This window comes from Atopomonas sediminilitoris, assembly GCF_022601735.1.
Lineage (GTDB): Bacteria > Pseudomonadota > Gammaproteobacteria > Pseudomonadales > Pseudomonadaceae > Atopomonas > Atopomonas sediminilitoris.
This window is the reverse complement of the sequence record NZ_JAKUMM010000006.1, coordinates 56,831-74,823: the sequence shown is the minus strand read 5'-3', so window position 1 is coordinate 74,823 and position 17,993 is coordinate 56,831. Positions and strand designations below refer to the sequence as shown.

General features: G+C 59.5%; 14 protein-coding genes. 6 read left to right on the top strand and 8 right to left on the bottom strand.

The features are described from left to right. Positions 1 to 11: 11 nt before the first annotated feature. Positions 12 to 4,151: a sensor domain-containing protein gene (locus MKI83_RS10390; RefSeq protein ID WP_241585485.1), complete on the bottom strand. Its 4,140-nt coding sequence runs from the start codon at positions 4,149 to 4,151 to the stop codon at positions 12 to 14. A gap of 86 nt (positions 4,152 to 4,237) precedes the next feature. After that, positions 4,238 to 4,672, bottom strand: coding sequence for a DUF3429 domain-containing protein (locus MKI83_RS10385; protein WP_241585484.1), 435 nt, complete (start codon positions 4,670 to 4,672; stop codon positions 4,238 to 4,240). Positions 4,673 to 4,775: 103 nt separating this feature from the next. Here MKI83_RS10385 and ettA point away from each other — a divergent pair, with 103 nt between their 5' ends. Continuing rightward, positions 4,776 to 6,440 (top strand): energy-dependent translational throttle protein EttA, encoded by a 1,665-nt coding sequence (gene ettA / locus MKI83_RS10380; RefSeq protein ID WP_241585483.1) that lies wholly within the window; start codon positions 4,776 to 4,778, stop codon positions 6,438 to 6,440. 62 nt (positions 6,441 to 6,502) lie between these two features. On the opposite strand, the gene MKI83_RS10375 is transcribed toward ettA, so the two are convergent. The 6 genes from MKI83_RS10375 to MKI83_RS10350 all read right to left on the bottom strand — a co-directional run bounded on the left by MKI83_RS10375 (position 6,503) and on the right by MKI83_RS10350 (position 12,843). Next, positions 6,503 to 7,207 (bottom strand): SIMPL domain-containing protein, encoded by a 705-nt coding sequence (locus MKI83_RS10375; RefSeq protein WP_241585482.1) that lies wholly within the window; start codon positions 7,205 to 7,207, stop codon positions 6,503 to 6,505. 102 nt (positions 7,208 to 7,309) lie between these two features. Beyond that, positions 7,310 to 8,281 carry a peptide ABC transporter ATP-binding protein gene (locus MKI83_RS10370; RefSeq protein WP_241585481.1) on the bottom strand — a complete coding sequence of 324 codons (972 nt, stop codon included), beginning with the start codon at positions 8,279 to 8,281 and terminating at the stop codon, positions 7,310 to 7,312. Continuing rightward, positions 8,278 to 9,246 carry an ABC transporter ATP-binding protein gene (locus tag MKI83_RS10365; RefSeq protein WP_241585480.1) on the bottom strand — a complete coding sequence of 323 codons (969 nt, stop codon included), beginning with the start codon at positions 9,244 to 9,246 and terminating at the stop codon, positions 8,278 to 8,280. The genes MKI83_RS10370 and MKI83_RS10365 overlap by 4 nt, the downstream gene beginning before the upstream one ends. 10 nt (positions 9,247 to 9,256) lie before the next feature. Further along, positions 9,257 to 10,159: an ABC transporter permease subunit gene (locus tag MKI83_RS10360; RefSeq protein ID WP_241585479.1), complete on the bottom strand. Its 903-nt coding sequence runs from the start codon at positions 10,157 to 10,159 to the stop codon at positions 9,257 to 9,259. A 9-nt stretch (positions 10,160 to 10,168) separates the two neighbouring features. Further along, complete coding sequence (locus MKI83_RS10355) at positions 10,169 to 11,179, bottom strand: ABC transporter permease subunit (protein ID WP_241585477.1); 1,011 nt, start codon at positions 11,177 to 11,179, stop codon at positions 10,169 to 10,171. 68 nt (positions 11,180 to 11,247) lie between these two features. Further along, the gene (locus MKI83_RS10350) at positions 11,248 to 12,843 is read right to left on the bottom strand and encodes an ABC transporter substrate-binding protein (protein WP_370867382.1); all 1,596 of its coding nucleotides are present in this window, start codon (positions 12,841 to 12,843) and stop codon (positions 11,248 to 11,250) included. Positions 12,844 to 13,150: 307 nt separating this feature from the next. On the opposite strand from MKI83_RS10350, the gene MKI83_RS10345 reads away from it, so the two are divergent. The 5 genes from MKI83_RS10345 to MKI83_RS10325 all read left to right on the top strand — a co-directional run bounded on the left by MKI83_RS10345 (position 13,151) and on the right by MKI83_RS10325 (position 17,992). After that, positions 13,151 to 14,419, top strand: coding sequence for an ATP-binding protein (locus MKI83_RS10345; RefSeq protein WP_241586261.1), 1,269 nt, complete (start codon positions 13,151 to 13,153; stop codon positions 14,417 to 14,419). Continuing rightward, positions 14,412 to 14,978 carry a response regulator transcription factor gene (locus MKI83_RS10340; RefSeq protein ID WP_241585475.1) on the top strand — a complete coding sequence of 189 codons (567 nt, stop codon included), beginning with the start codon at positions 14,412 to 14,414 and terminating at the stop codon, positions 14,976 to 14,978. Before MKI83_RS10345 ends, MKI83_RS10340 begins: the two co-directional genes overlap by 8 nt. 95 nt (positions 14,979 to 15,073) lie before the next feature. Beyond that, positions 15,074 to 16,069 (top strand): methyl-accepting chemotaxis protein, encoded by a 996-nt coding sequence (locus MKI83_RS16925; protein ID WP_272493045.1) that lies wholly within the window; start codon positions 15,074 to 15,076, stop codon positions 16,067 to 16,069. A 181-nt stretch (positions 16,070 to 16,250) separates the two neighbouring features. Next, entirely contained in the window at positions 16,251 to 16,919 is a 669-nt protein-coding gene (locus MKI83_RS10330) for a TetR/AcrR family transcriptional regulator (protein ID WP_241585474.1), read from the top strand. Beyond that, complete coding sequence (locus tag MKI83_RS10325) at positions 16,913 to 17,992, top strand: efflux RND transporter periplasmic adaptor subunit (protein WP_241585473.1); 1,080 nt, start codon at positions 16,913 to 16,915, stop codon at positions 17,990 to 17,992. Before MKI83_RS10330 ends, MKI83_RS10325 begins: the two co-directional genes overlap by 7 nt. Position 17,993: the final 1 nt, after the last annotated feature.

Sequence of the window (17,993 nt, the reverse complement as noted above, 5' to 3'; positions counted from 1 at the left end):
ACGGTGACGAGTTATTGGCTGTGCTGGTGGATGCTGCGGCTTTTGCAGCGCATCAAAAACTCTTCCGCCGGCATGGGTTTGCCCAACAAATAGCCTTGGAACTCATCGCAGCCGTGTTCCTGTAGGAACTGCAGCTGCTCTGCTGTCTCGACCCCTTCGGCGATCACTTGCATGTTCAGGCTATGCGCCATGGCGATGATGGCGCGGGCGATTTGCGTGTCTTGCTGGCCGTCGGGCAAGCCATCGACAAAGCTGCGGTCAATTTTCAGCAGGTCAATCGGCAGCTGCTTGAGGTAACTCAACGACGAATAGCCGGTACCAAAGTCGTCAATCGCCAGTGTTAGGCCTAAGCGCTTAAAGCTGTCGATCAGCGGCAGGGTGTCTTCAACGTTGTGCATCAAGATCGACTCGGTCAGCTCCAGCTCCAAACGCTTGGCGGGCAGGCCGCTAGCGGCTAGGGCGTTGGCCACGCGGCTGCCGAGGCTGTGGTCTTCAAACTGGCGCGCGGATAAGTTGACCGAGACCTTGGGCAGTACCAAACCGGCGGCGTCCCACGCCAGCACTTGGTTGCACGCCTGTTGCAGTGACCACTCACCGACCTGAATGATCAGGCCCAACTCTTCCAGTACGGGAATAAACATCGCCGGCGAGATCAGCCCGCGCGTGGGGTGGCGCCAGCGGATCAGCGCTTCGGCACCGACCAAGCTTTGGCCATCACGGGCGAACTGCGGTTGATAGAACAGCTCAAATTCGTGCTGCTCAACGGCATGCCGCAAGTCGCTTTCTAGCTCAAGGCGCTCAAGGGCGCGGGCGTTCATGTCCGCTTGGTAAAACTGGAAGTTGTTACGGCCCATTTCCTTGGCGTGGTACATCGCCGTGTCAGCGTTTTTCATCAGCTGATTGGCCTCAGCGCCGTCTTGCGGGAACAGGGCAATACCGATGCTGCCGGTGACAAAAAAGTCGCGCCGCTCAAGGCGGAATGGCTGCGTCAGCTGTGCCAGCACGCTTTCTGCCAAGTGCATGGTTTGATTGAGCGCTTCGTCGCGCTGGGTCGGGCCGCTGAGCAAGATGGTGAACTCATCGCCGCCCATGCGCGCCACGGTGTATTCCACATCGGCGCAGTGGCTCAAACGCTCGGCCACTTCTTTAAGCAGGCGGTCGCCGGCCGCATGCCCGAGTGAGTCATTGATTGGCTTAAAGCGGTCCAGATCGAGGAACATCAACGCCACCCACTCGTTGTGCCGCCCCGCGTGCTGCAGGGCCGCGTGCAGGCGGTCTTGGAACAGGCTGCGGTTGGGCAGGCTGGTGAGGGGGTCGTAATAGGCTAAACGGTGAATGCGCTGTTCGCTGGCTTTGCGTTCGCTGATATCGACAAAGAAGCAGACAAAGCTGACCAAGTCGCCTTCGGCATCATCCACCCCGGTGACGCCCACCCACGCTGGGAATGCCTCGCCGTTGTTGCGTTTAAGCCACAGTTCGCCTTCCCAGCGACCGCGGTTCATTAGCTCTTGTTGGATGCTGGCTAAGCTGGCTTCTTCTTGCCGATCGGCGGTGAGATGGTTGGGGCGCTGATCCACCAGATCGTCGTTGTGATAGCCCATGATTTGGGTGAAGGTGTTGTTGACCTTGACGATAAAGCCGGCGGGGTCGGTGACCATCACCGCTGCCGTGGAGTGATCAAACACGGTGGCGGCCATGCGCAGCTCGCGCTCGGCACGGCGTTGCTCGGTCACATCACGGGCGAGGCCAAGCAGGCCTTTAAAGCGGCCGTTGGCGTCCCACTGCAGGCTAACGGTGATGTCGAGCGGCACCTTGTGTCCGGCGCTGTGGAGGAAATCCAAGGTGATTTGATACGAGGCATGATTTTCGCGCAGCACCGATAGCCGGCTCATGCTGGTTAAGGCTTCGCGCAGGTTTTGCAATTCTGCGTTGGCGGGCATCAGTTGGCGCGGATCGGCGACAAAGTTGAGGTAGCCGCGGCCGGTCAGCTGGTTAGGTAGTACGCCGAGCAAGGGCTCCGCCATGGGGCTGACGTAATCGACCTTAAATTCGGCATCGGTGGTCCAGATCACTTCGCGCAGCGACTCCGTGAGGGCGCGGTAGCGTGACTCGTCGGCGCGCATTTGCTCGTTGGCTTCCACCAAATCGGTGACGTCTTTCAAGGTGCCGATCAGACGATGCACGGTGCCGTCGCGTTTACGTGAAAACGCCTTTTCGCGAATTTGATACCACAGGTACTTACCATCATGCCGTCGCCAGCGTAGAAGGCCGGTAATCATCTGATTGTCGCCGAGTACACGTTGCATGCTGCGGATTTTGTTGTAGTACTCGATGTCATCGGGGTGAAGGATTTTTTCCCAATAAAAATGTCCCATGGCTTTGAGTTCCGCTTGGCTATAACCCAACGCGTAACCCAAGCCGTGATTGGTGTAAATCACGCGGTGCTCATTGAAGTCATGGATGTACAGGGTTTCTGGCACCGCTTTGACCACATCAGACCAAAACTTTTCGCGCTCAATCAGCGAGGTTTCTACCCGTTTGCGGGCGGTGATATCACTGAGGCTGACGGTGACGGCGGTGAGGTCTTGCACCATGTCAGGGGTGCGCATGGTGAGCCACAAATGGCGTGGATGACCGCGATGGTTGCGCAGGGTGACTTCGGTCTCTAGTTGCGGCAACAAACCAATGCTGGCGGCGAGCACTTGGGTGCGCACGCTGTCGTGTGTCATCGGGCCGTGATCGATCAGCAGCTTCCACGCTTCATGGGGCGAGCGAACGCCCAGTAACCGTGTGGTGAGGTGATTCACTTCGGTCACGCGGATGAGCTTGAGTAACTTGTCATGCTGGTTGGGGTTGTTGTCGAGCCATTGCAGCAGTGCGGCATGCTCGCGCACGTCCTGCTCAAGCAAAAACTGTCGCGCTTTGCTGAGGTCCAGCACGGCTAGCGCTTGCCCTACGCCTTCGAAGATTTCTTGATAGCGGCGCCGCGTTTCTTGTAGGCCGCGCAGCGCTTGCTGCTCGTCGGTGATGTCGCGCAGCAGCCAGACATAGCCTTGCTGGTCGTTATCCAGCGGATTACGGGTCACGCTAAACAGACGGCTTTCGCCTTGTTCGAGCAGGCGGACTTGTTCGGCGCCCAGCTCAAAGGCCATGTGGCTACCTTGCAGCAGCGGCATTAGCTCTGGCAGGCACTGCGCTAGGTTTAACGCGGTCTGCTGGCTGTCTTGGCGCAGCAAACGTTGTGCGGGCAAGTTGAGGTACAGCACGTTGCCGTCACGGTCGGTGGCCAGTACGCGTTCGTCCAGCTTGTCGAGTAAATCACCGGCTTGGCGCAGGCTGCGGCGCGCCTCACGGTTAAGGTTTTGTAGCGAATGTTGTTCGCGAAACAGCGTCCACAGCAGCCACAAACAAATCGCGGAGAGTGTGCCAATCAGCAGGCCTTGACCGAGCAGGCTGCGCACCAGCCGTTGCTTGAGGTTGGGCTCATCCAGCTGGCTCAGCACGAGCCAATCGCTGCCTTGGATGGTGTGGGCGCTTAAACGTAGCTGGCTTTCTTGGGCATTAAGCGGCTGGGGTGGTACGGCGGCGGGTAAGCCCGGGCGCAGCAGGGCGTCGTCGCCTTCAGCATCGGCCAGCAGCCAGTCGGCGCCGGCGTCAGGGTGTGGGATGTGCTCCAACAGCGTGCGGCTATCAAGCAATAACAGCCACTGTTGGTTGCTGGCGGGGTGGTTAAGCTGCAGCCAAGTGTGTTGTTGGTCGTTACTTTGGCGGTACAGGTACGTTTGGCCTGGCTCCAATGGCGGCAGGTTTTGTCGAAAGCTGACCGCCATTGGGTCGGCCAATTCGCGAAAAGACGGCAGAATATTGCGCAGGCGTTCTTTGCGTTGCGCGGCGGAGCTGTCGATGAGGATTTGCTCGGCTAACTGCGCGCGTAAGCGCAGCCGTTGGCTTAGGGTTTGCGCGGTCAGCTCGGCTTGTTGGCTGATGTTGCTGCGAAACTCTTCGCGGATATCGCGGTACTGGCTAATAAAGTGGCCGATTAGCAGCGCAAGCACCGTCAGTAAGAGGGTGGCGATGTAAAGGCGCGAGGGTCGCGCAAAGCGACTATCGCGGGTCGACGTCAGCGCAGTGAGCGCGGGCTTGTTGGACAAAAGTCAGTACCTACCTAAGAAACGGCCACACATCCAATACCACGTGGCTGGCGTAATGCTGGCACAGATCACGCCGGCCTGCGCTGTTAGTGCAGCAATAAAAGTGTAGGAAATTGCAACAGATGGAGCGCGATAACGGCGCTGCTCAGTTGGCTGCGCAGGCGGGCGTAGCCTGCCGGTAGCTGGCTGAAGCCTTTGCCACGGCGCTCGGCCCACCACAGTACGGCAAAGCCGAGCGCCAACAAGGCGGTGCCGGCGGTCGGCTGATCGAGCAGCAAGGTCAGCCAGGCTAATAACGCTAACGCGTTGCTGAGCAATAACAGCGGCGCACCTTGCGGGCTATTGAGTGCTTGGGTCCAGACGCTGCCGGCCATAAAAGCCAGAATGATGGCGCTGTAAGCCACAAAGACCTGCGGCCATAGCGCATGACTGGGCAACAGCGCGCTGGCCAGCCAGCTGATGAGTAATGGCAGCACGCCGGCGTAACCGAGTTTGGCCCACAGTGTTGCTGACGCTGTCATGTCAAACCTCCTGTTGTTTGCCCTAAGCCAAGCCATGCGGTAGTTTTGCCGCACTGGCGAGAACCCTCGTCTTCTCTGCTTATTTATTCAGGTTAGCAAGGTCATGGCGCAATACGTTTACAGCATGAATCGGGTCAGCAAAGTCGTGCCCCCGAAGCGTGAAATTCTTAAGAATATTTCCCTGTCATTCTTCCCCGGCGCCAAGATCGGTGTGCTTGGTTTGAACGGGGCCGGTAAGTCGACCCTGCTGCGCATCATGGCGGGCGTCGATACTGAGATCGACGGCGAAGCACGTCCGATGCCCGGCATTAAAGTGGGCTACCTGCCGCAAGAGCCGCAGCTCGACGCCAATAAAACGGTACGCGATATCGTTGAAGAGGCGGTCGGCGAGATCAAACAAGCGCAGGCGCGTTTGGATGAAGTGTATGCCGCTTACGCCGAGCCCGATGCCGACTTCGATGCGCTGGCCGCTGAGCAAGCCAAGCTCGAAGCCATCCTGCAGGCCGCTGACGGTCATAACTTAGAGCGCCAACTGGAAGTCGCCGCCGATGCCCTGCGCCTGCCGGCGTGGGATGCCACCATTGGCAATCTTTCCGGTGGTGAAAAGCGTCGCGTGGCGCTGTGCCGTTTGTTGCTGTCAGCCCCAGACATGCTGCTGCTGGACGAACCGACCAACCACTTGGACGCCGACTCGGTGGCTTGGCTTGAGCGCTTCCTGCACGATTTCCCCGGTACTGTGGTGGCGATTACCCACGACCGTTACTTCCTCGATAACGTTGCCGGCTGGATTCTGGAACTCGACCGTGGCCACGGTCTTCCCTTTGAAGGTAACTACTCCGGCTGGCTGGAATCCAAGGCCAATCGTTTGGCGCAAGAAGCCAAATCCGAGGCTACCCATGCCAAGGCGATGAAAGCCGAATTGGAGTGGGTGCGTCAGGGCGCTAAGGCGCGTCAGAGCAAGTCCAAGGCCCGCTTGGCGCGTTTTGAAGAAATGCAAAGCCAAGAGTTCCAAAAGCGCAGCGAAACCAACGAGATTTACATCCCCGTGGGGCCGCGTTTGGGCGACAAAGTCATTGAGTTCAAAAACGTCTGTAAGGGCTTTGGCGACCGCCAGTTGATCGATGATTTGTCGTTCAGCATTCCGCAAGGCGCCATCGTGGGTGTGATCGGCGGTAACGGTGCCGGTAAGTCCACCTTGTTCCGCATGATCACCGGTAAAGAGCAGCCAGACTCGGGCAGTATCGAGATCGGCGAAAGCGTACAAATTGCCAGCGTTGATCAGAGCCGTGATGACTTAGACGGCACCAAAACCGTGTGGGAGCAAGTCTCCGACGGTTACGACATGATTAAGGTCGGCGGTTATGAAGTGCCTTCGCGCGGTTACGTGGGGCGCTTTAACTTTAAGGGCGGCGATCAACAGAAGTTTGTCAAAGACCTGTCCGGCGGTGAGCGTGGTCGTCTGCACTTGGCCCTGACGCTCAAGCAAGGCGCCAACGTGTTGCTGCTGGACGAACCGTCCAACGACCTCGACGTGGAAACCTTGCGCGCCTTGGAAGAAGCCCTGTTGGACTTCCCCGGTGCGGCGATGGTGATCTCGCACGACCGTTGGTTCCTTGACCGCATTGCCACGCACATCCTCTCTTACGAGGACGACGGCAAGGTCAACTTCTTCGAAGGCAACTACACCGAGTTCGAAGCCGATCGTAAGAAGCGTCTTGGCGATGCCGCTGCACAGCCGCACCGTGTGCGCTACAAAAAGCTCGCCTAACACTGGCTAGCACAACAACAACGGCGCCCACGGGCGCCGTTGTTGTATCCATGACTTAGCGCTTATTGCACTTGAATCGTGCCCTCGGCCGATACCGACACGCGCTGTTTGCCCGCTTCGATCTCGGGCGTGGCTTCGGCGCTGTCCATGGCCATCATGGCCATTTTGCCGCGGTGCATAGGCATCGGCGGTGGATAGCCGCTGCCGCCTAGGTTGAGGTGCACCAGCTTGTAATCTTGGCCGCCTAGGCTTTTGGCAACCTGCTGCGCGCGTTGCTGGAAGGCTTTGATCGCCTCATCAAGCAGCTCTTGTTCGTTGGTTTGGCGGCTGGCTTCGCTGATCGAGAAGCTCATCGAGCCCATTTGCAGTTGCCCCAGCAGCTTGCCGGTCAGTTGCGAGAGGGCGGCGAAGTTTTGGCTTTCCAACTGCACCTCGGCGCGTTCGCGCCAGGCTTGCAAGGTGCGGCTGTTGTTTTTGTGGTCGTACACCGGATAGCTGCTGCGGCTGCCTAAGGTGATCTCAACGCCATCAACGGCGCGGGCCGTTTTGATCGCGGCGTTTAGCGCCTCAGTAATCTGCTGCGCCAGCTTGGCCGGGTCTTTGTCTTGCTGCTCGGTGTACAGGGTGACTTGCATTAAGTCAGCGGGAATATCGCGACTGGCCTCGGCGCGCAGACTGATCTGGTTGTAGTGCAGCTCATCGGCGACCACGCTGGTGGCAATCAAGCTAATGGCGAGGGCGCTCGCCAGAGGGGGGAGGGCGCGCATGTGGGCTCCTTGTCCGTGGATGAAAACGTTAGGACGAGTTTGGGCGCAAAAAATTCCCCAAGGCCGGCAATGATTTATCGGCCTTGAGGAATCGGTCTGGGGTTACAGCAGCGTTTCTGCGTGGTGACAAGCAACCTCGCGACCCTCTAAGGCGCGCAGCCTGGGCGTTTGTTCGCGGCATTGTTCGCTGGCGTGCGGGCAGCGCAGGTGGAAGGCGCAACCTGTCGGCGGATTGAGCGGATTGGGCAGTTCACCCTCGATGCGGATTTTTAACCGGCTGGGGTCGGGGTGGATTTGCGGCGTCGCCGATAGCAGCGCACGGGTGTAGGGGTGCAGCGGTCGCTGGTACAGCTGCTCGCTCGGGCCGACTTCAACCGCGCGCCCTAAGTACATCACCATGACCTGATCGGCGATGTGCCTGACCACCGAGAGATTGTGCGAGATAAACACGTAGGCGGTGCCCAGTTGTTCTTGCAGGTCCATGAACAGGTTAAGCACTTGAGCCTGAATCGATACATCCAGCGCTGAGGTGGGCTCATCGGCAATCAAGACTTTGGGCTGCAGCATCATGGCGCGGGCAATGGCGATGCGCTGGCGCTGACCGCCAGAAAACATGTGCGGGTAGCGCTGATCATGCTCGGTGCGCAGGCCTACCTGCGCCATCATCGCGTGCACTTTTTCGCGGCGCTCGGCGGCGCTCAGTGCGGTGTTGATCACTAAGGGTTCGGCCAGTTGGCTAGCGATTTTTTGTCGTGGATTGAGCGAGGCATAGGGGTTTTGAAACACCATTTGCACATCTTGGCGCAGGCGTTTTTGTTCCGCACGGCTGGCGCGGGCGACGTCGATGCCGTCGATCATCAGATCGCCGCCGCTGGGCGTTTCGATCAAGGTGAGGGCGCGAGCTAAGGTGGATTTGCCGCAGCCGGACTCACCCACCACGGCCAAGGTTTGTCCCGCGCTGACGCTAAAGCTCACGCCGTTGAGAGCTTGTACTGTGGCCGGCGGTTTGAATAAGCCGCGTGAGACACGGTAGTGCTTGCTCAGCTCGTCAGCGATTAAAACAGGCACGCTCATGCGGTGGCCTCCGTCAACGGAAAGTGGCAGCGCACGGCACCGCCGCCGTGGGGCTCAAGGTGAGGGCGACTGTCTTGGCAGTGCTCTTGTCGATACGGGCAGCGCGGGGCGAGCAGGCAACCACGGGGGCGATCGTAGCGGCCGGGGACGATGCCGGGCAGGGTGCTTAAACGCGCTGCGCCGACACTGTGTTCAGGGATCGCCTTGAGCAAGGCTTCGGTGTAAGGGTGAGCGGGATGCTGGAATAGCGCGGGCACGCGTCCTAGCTCAACCGCTTGGCCGGCGTACATCACACACACGCGTTGAGCCATTTCGGCGACCACGGCTAAGTCGTGGGTGATCATGATCAGCGCCATGTTGTGCTCGCGTTGCAGGCGCAGCAGCAGTTCCATGATTTGCGCTTGAATGGTCACATCCAGCGCGGTGGTGGGCTCGTCGGCAATCAGCAGTTTGGGCTGGCAGGCGATGGCCATGGCGATCGCCACGCGTTGGCTCATGCCGCCAGACAATTGATGTGGGTAGGCGTCTAAGCGTGCGGTGGCACCGGGGATTTCGACTAACTCCAGCAGCTCTATCGCCCGCTGGCGGGCGGCGCTGCCTTTCAGTCCTAAGTGCTGTTTGAGAACTTCGCCCAGCTGATAGCCCACGGTATAGCTGGGGTTGAGACTGGTCATCGGGTCTTGAAAGATCATGCTGATGTCTTTGCCAATGATCTGTCGTTTGGCGCGCGCAGATAACTGGAGCAGGTCTTGCCCGGCAAAGGTTAAAGCGTCAGCGGTGACGATTCCCGGGGCGGCAATCAGCCCCATCAGGGCCATCATGGTGACGGATTTGCCCGAACCGGATTCGCCGACAATCCCCAGAATTTCCCCGGCCTCAAGGCGAAGGTCCATGCCCTCTACCACGGGTGTGGCGGTTTTGCTGCCAAAGCGTACGCTGAGGTTGCGGATTTCTAATAAAGCCATGCGCTGCTCCTCAGTCGGCGTTCTTTAGTTTGGGGTCGAGGGCATCACGCAGCCCATCGCCCACCAAGTTAATGGCCAGCACGCTGAACAAAATGGTTAGCCCCGGCAGAGAAACCACCCACCACGCACGCTGAATGTAGTCACGGGCCGAGGCCAGCATAGTGCCCCACTCGGGCGTGGGCGGCTGTACACCTAGGCCTAAAAAGCCCAGTGCAGCAGCGTCTAGAATCGCAGCGGAAAAGCTCAGCGTGGCCTGCACAATCAGCGGCGCCATGCAGTTGGGCAGCACGCAGACAAACATCAGGCGCGGCAAACTGGCGCCGGCTAAGCGCGAGGCGGTGACGTAGTCTTTTTGTCGTTCGCCCATGGCTGCCGCACGGGTTAAACGGACGTACGACGGCAGGCTGACAATGGCGATGGCGATCACGGTATTGAGCAAGCCTGGGCCAAGTACGGCGACAATGGCCACCGCCAGCAGCAGCGAAGGCAGGGCCATCATGACGTCCATCATGCGCATGATCAGCGGGCCCAGGCGGTTGGGGAAAAACGCCGCCAGTAGCCCGAGCACGATGCCTGGCAGCAGCGAGCACACGACCGAGGCCAAACCAATCAACAGGGATAAGCGTGCGCCGTGAATCAGGCGCGACAGCAAGTCGCGACCGAGCTCGTCGGTGCCGAGGAGAAACTGCGCTTGCCCGCCGTCTTGCCACAGGGGCGGGGTGAGGAGAAAGTCGCGGTATTGCTCGATGGGGCTGTGTGGGGCCAGCCACGGCGCAAACAGTGCGCAGACAATCAACATCAGCATGAAGGCAAGGCCGGCTACCGCGCCTTTGTTGTGGGCAAATGCCTGCCAAAACTCACGCAGGCGACTGGGTGGGGCTTGCACGAGATCGTCGTAGGTTTGTGTGCTCATGTGCTGTCCTTAGCCGGCGTGGCGAATGCGCGGGTTGGCGATGCCGTACAGCACATCCACCACGAAGTTGACCAAAATCACCAAGGTGGCGATCAGCAAAATACCGTTTTGCACCACGGGGTAGTCGCGCCGGCTGATGGCGTCGATCAGCCATTTGCCAATGCCGGGCCACGAGAAAATGGTTTCGGTCAGCACTGCGCCGGCCATCAATGTGCCCACTTGCAGGCCAATCACTGTGAGCACCGGAATGAGCGCATTGCGCAGGGCGTGCACAAACACCACCCGCGCCGGCGATAACCCCTTGGCGCGTGCGGTGCGCACGTAATCTTCGCCTAACACCTCCAGCATGGAGGAGCGGGTCATGCGGGCTATCACCGCCAGTGGAATGGTGGCCAGCACCACCGCCGGCAGAATCAGATGGTGCAGGGCGTCGAGCCACACGCCTTCGTCGTCCAGGTATAAGGTGTCGATCAGCATGAAGCCGGTCACTGGCGGCACATCAAAAAACAAATCGATGCGGCCTGAGACCGGCGTCCAGCCCAGCTGCACCGAGAAAAACATAATCAGGATCAGGCCCCACCAGAAAATCGGCATGCTGTAGCCGGTCAGCGCCAGCCCCATGATGCCGTGATCGAGCATGCTGCCGCGTTTGAGCGCGGCGACTACCCCAGCGATTAAACCGAGGAGACTGGCGATCAAGATGGCGGCAATGGATAACTCCAAGGTGGCAGGGAACAAGGCGGTGAACTCATGCCACACGCTTTCGCGACTGACCAGGGATTGGCCTAAATCGCCTTGCAGCAACTGGCCGATGTAATCGAAGTACTGCTTATACAGCGGCTGATCCAGCCCTAAGCGCTGCATGGCTTGCGCGTGCAGTTCGGGGTCGACCTTGCGCTCGCCCATCATGACTTCGACCGGATCGCCGGGAATCATGCGGATCAGGCTGAAGGTCAGCAAGGTGACGCCAAAGAAGGTGGGCACCAGTAGCCCGAGGCGTTTTAGGATAAAACTCAGCACGCGGCAGTTCCTTCGCTAAAAGAGGTGCCCGCCTGCGGTGATGGCCGCAGGCGGGCGGGGAGTTGCGCTTACTTGTTGTCGACGCCGTAGAACGAGTTCAGGCCAAATGGGCTGACCTTGAAGTCGTCAACGCTCAGGCGCACCGGCTGATTGACGGTCGAGTGAGCGATCGGGGTGATCGGTACTTGGCTCTTCAGTACGTGCTGCGCCTTCATGTACAGGGCGCTACGCTGCTCTTTGTCGGTCAGGCGCTTGCCGTCTTTGATCAGCTGATCAAACTCGGCGTTACACCACTTGGCGAAGTTGTTGCCGTCCACGGCATCGCAGCTATACAACACGCCCAGCCAGTTGTCCGGGTCACCATTGTCGCCGGTCCAGCCGATCAACATGGCGTCGTGCTCACCCGCCTTGGCGCGCTTGATGTACTCGCCCCATTCGTAGGTCACGATCTTGGCCTTGATGCCGACCTTGGCCCAGTCGGCCTGCAGCATTTCCGCCATCAGTTTGGCGTTGGGGTTGTAGGGGCGTTGCACGGGCATGGCCCACAGGGTGATCTCGGTGCCTTCGGCGATGCCGGCGGCCTTCAATAACTCCATGGCTTTGGCGGGATTGTAGCCGGCGTCTTGCACGTTGGGGTCATACGACCATTGCGTGGGTGGCAGGCTGTTCACCGCTTTTTGCCCTGCGCCTTGGTACACGGCTTCGATGATGGCGTCTTTGTTCACCGCCATGTCTAACGCCTGGCGCACTTCAAGCTTATCCAGCGGCGCGTGGGTGACGTTGTAGGCGATGTAGCCCAAGTTAAAGCCCGGCTGTTCGATCACCTTGAGATTAGGGTCAGCCTTCATCGCCGCCAAATCGGCCGGACGAGGGTTGAGCGTGGCCTGACATTCGCCGGTCTTGAGCTTTTGGTAGCGCACCGAGGCATCGGTGTTGATGGCGAAGATCAGGTTGTCCAGCTTCACGTCGCCGGCTTTCCAGTAATCCTTGTTGCCCTTGAAGCGGATTTGCGCATCTTTTTGATAGCGACCGAAGACAAAGGGGCCGGTGCCGATGGGCTTGGTGTTGATGTCGCTGGCTTTGCCGGCCTTGAGTAGTTGATCGGCGTACTCGGCGCTGTGGATCGAGGCAAAGCTCATGGCCAAGTTCTGGATAAACGCGGCGTCCACCGTGTTGAGGGTGAAGCGCACGGTCATGGCGTCGACTTTTTCCAGCTTGGCGATGTTGGCGTCCATCCCCATGTCGGTGAAGTACGGAAATTCACTGGGGTACGCCGTGCGGAACGGGTGATCAGCCTTGAGCATGCGCTCGAAGGTGAACATCACGTCGTCGGCATTAAAGTCGCGGCTGGGCTTAAAGTAGTCGGTGCTATGAAATTTTACGCCGGCACGTAGATGGAAGGTGTACACCCGTGCGTCGTCGCTGATGGTCCACTTCTCAGCCAGGCCAGGTTCTACGGTGGTACCGCCACGCTCGAACTGGGTCAGGCGGTTGAACACGGTTTCGGCGGCGGCGTCAAAGTCGGTGCCGGTGGTGTACTGGCCCGGATCAAAGCCTGCGGGGCTGCCTTCAGAGCAGAAAATCATATTGCCGGCCGTGGCAGCACTGCTAGCGCCAGCCAAGGTGATGGCCAGCAACAGTGGAGAGAGTGCATTCCTACGCATGGGTATTCCTCTTGTTTTCGTGTCGGGAATGTTGAGCGCGTAAAGCCATGTATCGCGCGTGGACATAAATCACAGCAAAGCGCGTACCTCTGGCAAGTGCCCGAGTCATTTATCGTTCATGGTGTCGCTCGTCTTACGGGGCATGTCGCGTTTTTGCACGTTTGCATGCGCAAGCTGGCCATTGGCTGTCATCAAGCTGCGCTAGGCAGTGGCGGATTAATCTTGATGTGCGTCAAGGGTGTGCGACCGATTGTCGCGCCGGTGATGCAGGGCAGGCGGTTATACTGCGCGCATGACCAAATCCGCTTTGCGTTCCCCCATCTTGATGCTCTCGGCTAGCCGGCAAAACTTGCTGCGCTTGGTGTGGCTGCGCCTGTTGGTGTGGTTGGCGCAGGTCGGCTCGGTGGGTTTTATTTGGTGGCAAGGCGAGCTGGCGCTGCCCTACGTGGGGATCGCCGTGTGCCTGTGTGCGGCGGGGGCCTTGGTGTTCATGACCTTGCTGCGCCTGCGGGTGAATTTGCCGGTCACCGACTTTGAATACAGCGTGCACTTAACCTTGGATATCGTGCTGTTCACGGCGCTGCTGTATTTCTCCGGCGGGGCAACCAATCCTTTTGTCTCGTATTACTTGGTGCCGCTGGCGATTGCAGCGACCACCGTGCCGTGGCGGCATAGCTTGCTGCTGTCGGGGCTGGCGCTCAGTGGTTACTCGCTGCTGTTGTTGTTTTATCACCCCATCCATGCGCAAACCGTCGCCGCGCGCGAGTTGTTGGTCAGCACACATTTATTTGGCATGTGGCTGAGTTTGGCCATGGCCGCCGGTTTGCTCACCTTGTTTGTGGCACCGATGGCGGCCACGTTACGACGCCAGCTGCGTGAGCAAGCAGAGCGCCGCGAACTGAGCTTGCGCGACGAGCAACTGCTGGCCGTAGCCACCCAAGCCGCCGGTGCCGCGCATGAGCTAGGCACGCCGCTATCAACCATGAGTGTGCTGCTCAAAGAGTTGCGCAGCGATTATCCCGCCGACAGTGCCCTGCAAGAAGACTTGGCCTTGCTGCAAGCGCAAGTCAGTCAGTGCAAAACCAGTTTGCAAACGCTGGTCCGCAGTGCCGAGCGCGAACGCGCGCAACAAACGCCGGAACTGGATGCCCATACCTGGTTAACCCAAGTGCTAGAGCGCTTTAGCTTGATGCGTCCGGAGGCCAGTTGGCGGGTTGAGGTGCAAACCGGCGATGTGCCACGGTTGATGGTGCCGGCGGACTTATCCCAAGCGCTGCTTAACTTGCTCAATAATGCTGCCGATGCCTGCGCCGACGGTTTGCGCATTGCGATTACGTGGAATGCTCGCGAAGTGTGCGTGCAGATCCGCGATCAAGGCGCGGGCTTGCCGATGGGCATGGCCGAGCAGTGGGGCACACCGTTTCTAACCACCAAGGGCGGCGGTTTGGGCTTGGGCTTGTTTTTGAGTCAGGCCAGCGTCAATCGTGCCGGTGGCCGCGTGACCCTGTACAACCACGAACAAGGCGGCACCGTGAGTGAGCTGGTGCTGCCGCGACAAGGAGTAAACCATGGCTGAGTGGGAGGCCTTGCTGGCCGACACGGACACCCCGCCGCACATCTTGCTGGTTGACGACGACGAGACCTTTTCGCGCGTTTTGGGCCGTGCGCTGAGTCGGCGTGGCTTGCGCGTCAGCACGGCGGCGAATGCTGAGCAAGCGCTGGAGAAAGCGCACAACGATGCGCCGGACTTCGCCGTGCTTGACCTGAAAATGCCCGGTGATTCGGGTTTGGTGTTGTTGCCACAGCTGATCGAAGCGGTGCCGGATGTGCGCGTGGTGATTTTGACCGGCTATTCCAGCATTACCACCGCCGTAGAGGCGATCAAGCGCGGTGCCTGCAACTACCTGTGTAAGCCGGCCGATGCCGACGATGTGCTCACGGCGCTGCTCAGTGATGACGCCGACCCTGACGCCTTGGTGCCGGATAACCCAATCTCGGTGGATCGCTTGCAGTGGGAGCATATCCAGCGGGTGCTGGGCGAAAACGAAGGCAATATCTCCGCAACGGCCCGCGCGCTCGGCATGCACCGCCGCACGCTGCAGCGCAAATTACAAAAACGCCCGGTGCGCCGCTAAGCCGACTCGGCTGGCGCGGCGCCGCAAAGCCTTAACTTTTCCGCTACTCTGCGGATATCTCTCCCTGATGCAGTAGTTGGCGACAGGACATTCGTATGCTTTATACCTCTTCAACCCGCGCGCAACGCTTGTGGGCTTTGGCGCACGGCGTCGCTTTGGCCGTGTTGCTGGGCGTGCTGTATCAACAGCACAGCTTGCAGTCGATCTGGAGCGTACTCACGCTGTGGGTGCTGGCTTGGTTGCCTTGGCTATGGAAACTCGCGCCGGTCGAAATGCGCCTGCCACCGCACCCGTTGGATGCGCAAGTGATTGAAGAGCATGCCGCCTTGCGTGAGCAGGTTGAGCAACAACAAGCGGCACAGGCTGAGCAACAACAACGCGATAGCCAAGAGCGCGACTTACTGCGCGGCACCTTGCACGCGCAGATCGAGCAAGTACAAGCCGCGCAAGATATTGGCGAACAACTGCGTGGCCTCTTGGCCGAAAGCCTGCCGCAAGCGCAGGCGTTGCTCGCACAGTTAGATAACTGGCAGCAAGCCAGTGCTCGCGCGACTCAAGCGTTACAACAAGCCGATGAGCAGCTTGGCGGCATGACCGAGCAAAGCGAACAAAGCCTCAAGCTGATCGCCCAGCTCAACCAAACCAGCGAGCAAATTCAAGGCGTTGCGCAAACCATCGACAGCATCGCTAACCAAACCAATTTGTTGGCACTGAATGCCGCTATTGAAGCGGCCCGCGCCGGTGATACCGGCCGTGGCTTTGCCGTGGTTGCCGATGAGGTGCGTAACCTTGCTGGGCGCACTTCAGCTGCGACCAGTGAAGTGGGCGGCATGGTGGAAGCCATTCGGGAGCAAGCGCAGGGCGTGCTGGCGCAAATCGAAGCGCAAAATGCGCGTGGCCAACAGGGCATGCAGCACTTGGGCGAGTGCAGCGTCATGCTGACGGCGCTCAATCAGCACAACCAAAGCCTTGGCCAAGGCTTAAACCAATTGCACCAGCAGCTGGAGTGTTTGATCCCCGGAACAGAAAACCTCAGCGCCTGCTTAGCCAATGTGCCCGAAGCGCTGCACAACGGTGTCGAACGGTTGTGATGGGCAAGCAACGCCCTACGTGTTGGCGATGACGGCGCTGCACGGCAGGTAGTTCGCCTTCTTTCCTTGAGCTAGAGCGCGTGACCGGCGGTCGCGTGTTGAACAATCCGCTTGCCCAGGCAGTTCTTGCGTGCGAATATCACGCCACCTGTGACCGCTGGTCACGCCGTGAATTAAAGTCATGAGCTTTCACGATCAACAATTTGAACAACGCCAGCAGGCTATCTTGCGGGCGGCACTCGCGTTGTTTCGCACCAAGTCGTGGGACCGCGTCACCATCGCCGAAGTGGCGGTCGAGGCCGGTATTGGCAAGGGCACGGTGTACAAGCACTTTCCCAGTAAAGAAGCTTTGTACGCGCAGCTGGTGATTGATGATTCGCTAGCCAATATCGCTGAGTTTCGCGCCCTGCACGCCAGCTTGCCCAAGCGTGAAGCCATGCGTACGGTGACCCGCCACGCCTTTGCCAAGTTGCTGGATGATCCGGTGATGGCGCAGCTGTTTATGCACTGCGACCGCCCGGATTTTCAGGAGCGTCTCGCCCCTGAATACCGCAGCCAATTTGACCAATTAGAACACCACTATCTGGCGTTCTTTACCGACATGCTCAGTGATGCCCTTGGCGGCCCTGCGCTGTCGGTAGAGGACTACGAGCGTTTACTGTGGTCTGCCGACGCCTGTTTTACCGGCGCCATGGCCCGTGTCGCCGCCGGTGGCATTGGCCACTTATGCGGCCGTACCGAGATGGATGCGTATCTCGATCAAGTGACTGATTTCATCATGGCGGGCCTGCATGGCATGGCCGACATGATGCTGCAAGCCAAGGCCGAAGGAGCCTGTAAATCATGCTAACTGCGTTGAAAACCAAACCTTGGCTGTTGGCCGCCGTGATTGCCGTGGCATTGTTGCTGTGGATGGCGCTCGGCAAGTTATCCACCATGCAAGACAGCGCACCCGAGGCTCAGCTCGTGGCCGAAGCGCAGCTGGCGCAAGTGCAAATTCAATGGCTAGAGGCGCAAAAAGTGCCGCGTGCTTTGGTGGTACAGGGCCAGCTAGAGCCGTGGCGGCGCGTTGAATTACGCGCGCAAGTGGCAGGTGTGGTCGAGCGCTTGGATAAAGACAAAGGCAGTCGCGTGCAAGCCGGCGAGCGCCTGTTGACCTTAAGTGGCGATGCGCGCCCGGCGGAAGTCACCCGCGCCCGCGCGGCCGCCGCGCAGCAGCAGGCAGAAATGGAAGCCGCGCAGCGTCTGTTGAAAAACCGTCTGATTTCCTCCAACGATTTGCTCAAGGTGAAAGCAGAACAAGCCCGCGCCCAAGCAGAGTTGGCGATGGCCGAGCTGGCGCTGGCGCGCACGCAAATCGACGCCCCGTTTGCAGGCGTGTATGACCAGCGCATGGTTGAGCCGGGCGACTATGTTGAGCCGGGCCAGAGCTTGCTGACCTTGGTTGATGTGAGTCAGCTAAAAGTCGCCGCCCAAGTGCCGCAGCAAGAGGTGTTGCACTTGCAGCTGGGGCAAGCCGTACAGGTCGAGTTGCTTGATGGGCGTCGCTTAAGCGGCCAAGTGCATTTTATTGCCGCGGCGGCGGATGCCGGTACGCGCAGCTTCCGCATTGAAGTGGCCGTGGCTAACCCTGACCGCCAGCGTATTGCCGGTGCCAGTGCCACGTTGCGTGTGGCCACCGGCGATGCCTTGGCCCACGGTGTTTCGCCTGCGCTGCTGAGCTTGGATAAAGACGGTCGCCCCGGCATTAAGTGGCTGGACGAGGGCGATGTGGTGCAGTTCACCCCCGTGGACTTGATCACCGTGAGCAATAAAGAAGCCTGGGTCAGCGGCTTACCGAGCAAGGTCGCGCTGATCACCCAAGGCCAAGGCTTTGTGGAAGCCGGTCAGCAGGTGCAGCCGCAAAGCGGCGGAGTGAACTGAA

Coding starts and splice junctions, on each gene's coding strand:
- ettA (WP_241585483.1), top strand. CDS start 4,776: ATGGCGCAATACGTTTACAGCATGAATCGGGTCAGCAAAGTCGTGCCC.
- MKI83_RS10325 (WP_241585473.1), top strand. CDS start 16,913: ATGCTAACTGCGTTGAAAACCAAACCTTGGCTGTTGGCCGCCGTGATT.
- MKI83_RS16925 (WP_272493045.1), top strand. CDS start 15,074: ATGCTTTATACCTCTTCAACCCGCGCGCAACGCTTGTGGGCTTTGGCG.
- MKI83_RS10370 (WP_241585481.1), bottom strand. CDS start 8,281: ATGAGCGTGCCTGTTTTAATCGCTGACGAGCTGAGCAAGCACTACCGT.
- MKI83_RS10330 (WP_241585474.1), top strand. CDS start 16,251: ATGAGCTTTCACGATCAACAATTTGAACAACGCCAGCAGGCTATCTTG.
- MKI83_RS10385 (WP_241585484.1), bottom strand. CDS start 4,672: ATGACAGCGTCAGCAACACTGTGGGCCAAACTCGGTTACGCCGGCGTG.
- MKI83_RS10340 (WP_241585475.1), top strand. CDS start 14,412: ATGGCTGAGTGGGAGGCCTTGCTGGCCGACACGGACACCCCGCCGCAC.
- MKI83_RS10360 (WP_241585479.1), bottom strand. CDS start 10,159: ATGAGCACACAAACCTACGACGATCTCGTGCAAGCCCCACCCAGTCGC.
- MKI83_RS10350 (WP_370867382.1), bottom strand. CDS start 12,843: ATGCGTAGGAATGCACTCTCTCCACTGTTGCTGGCCATCACCTTGGCT.
- MKI83_RS10375 (WP_241585482.1), bottom strand. CDS start 7,207: ATGCGCGCCCTCCCCCCTCTGGCGAGCGCCCTCGCCATTAGCTTGATT.
- MKI83_RS10365 (WP_241585480.1), bottom strand. CDS start 9,246: ATGGCTTTATTAGAAATCCGCAACCTCAGCGTACGCTTTGGCAGCAAA.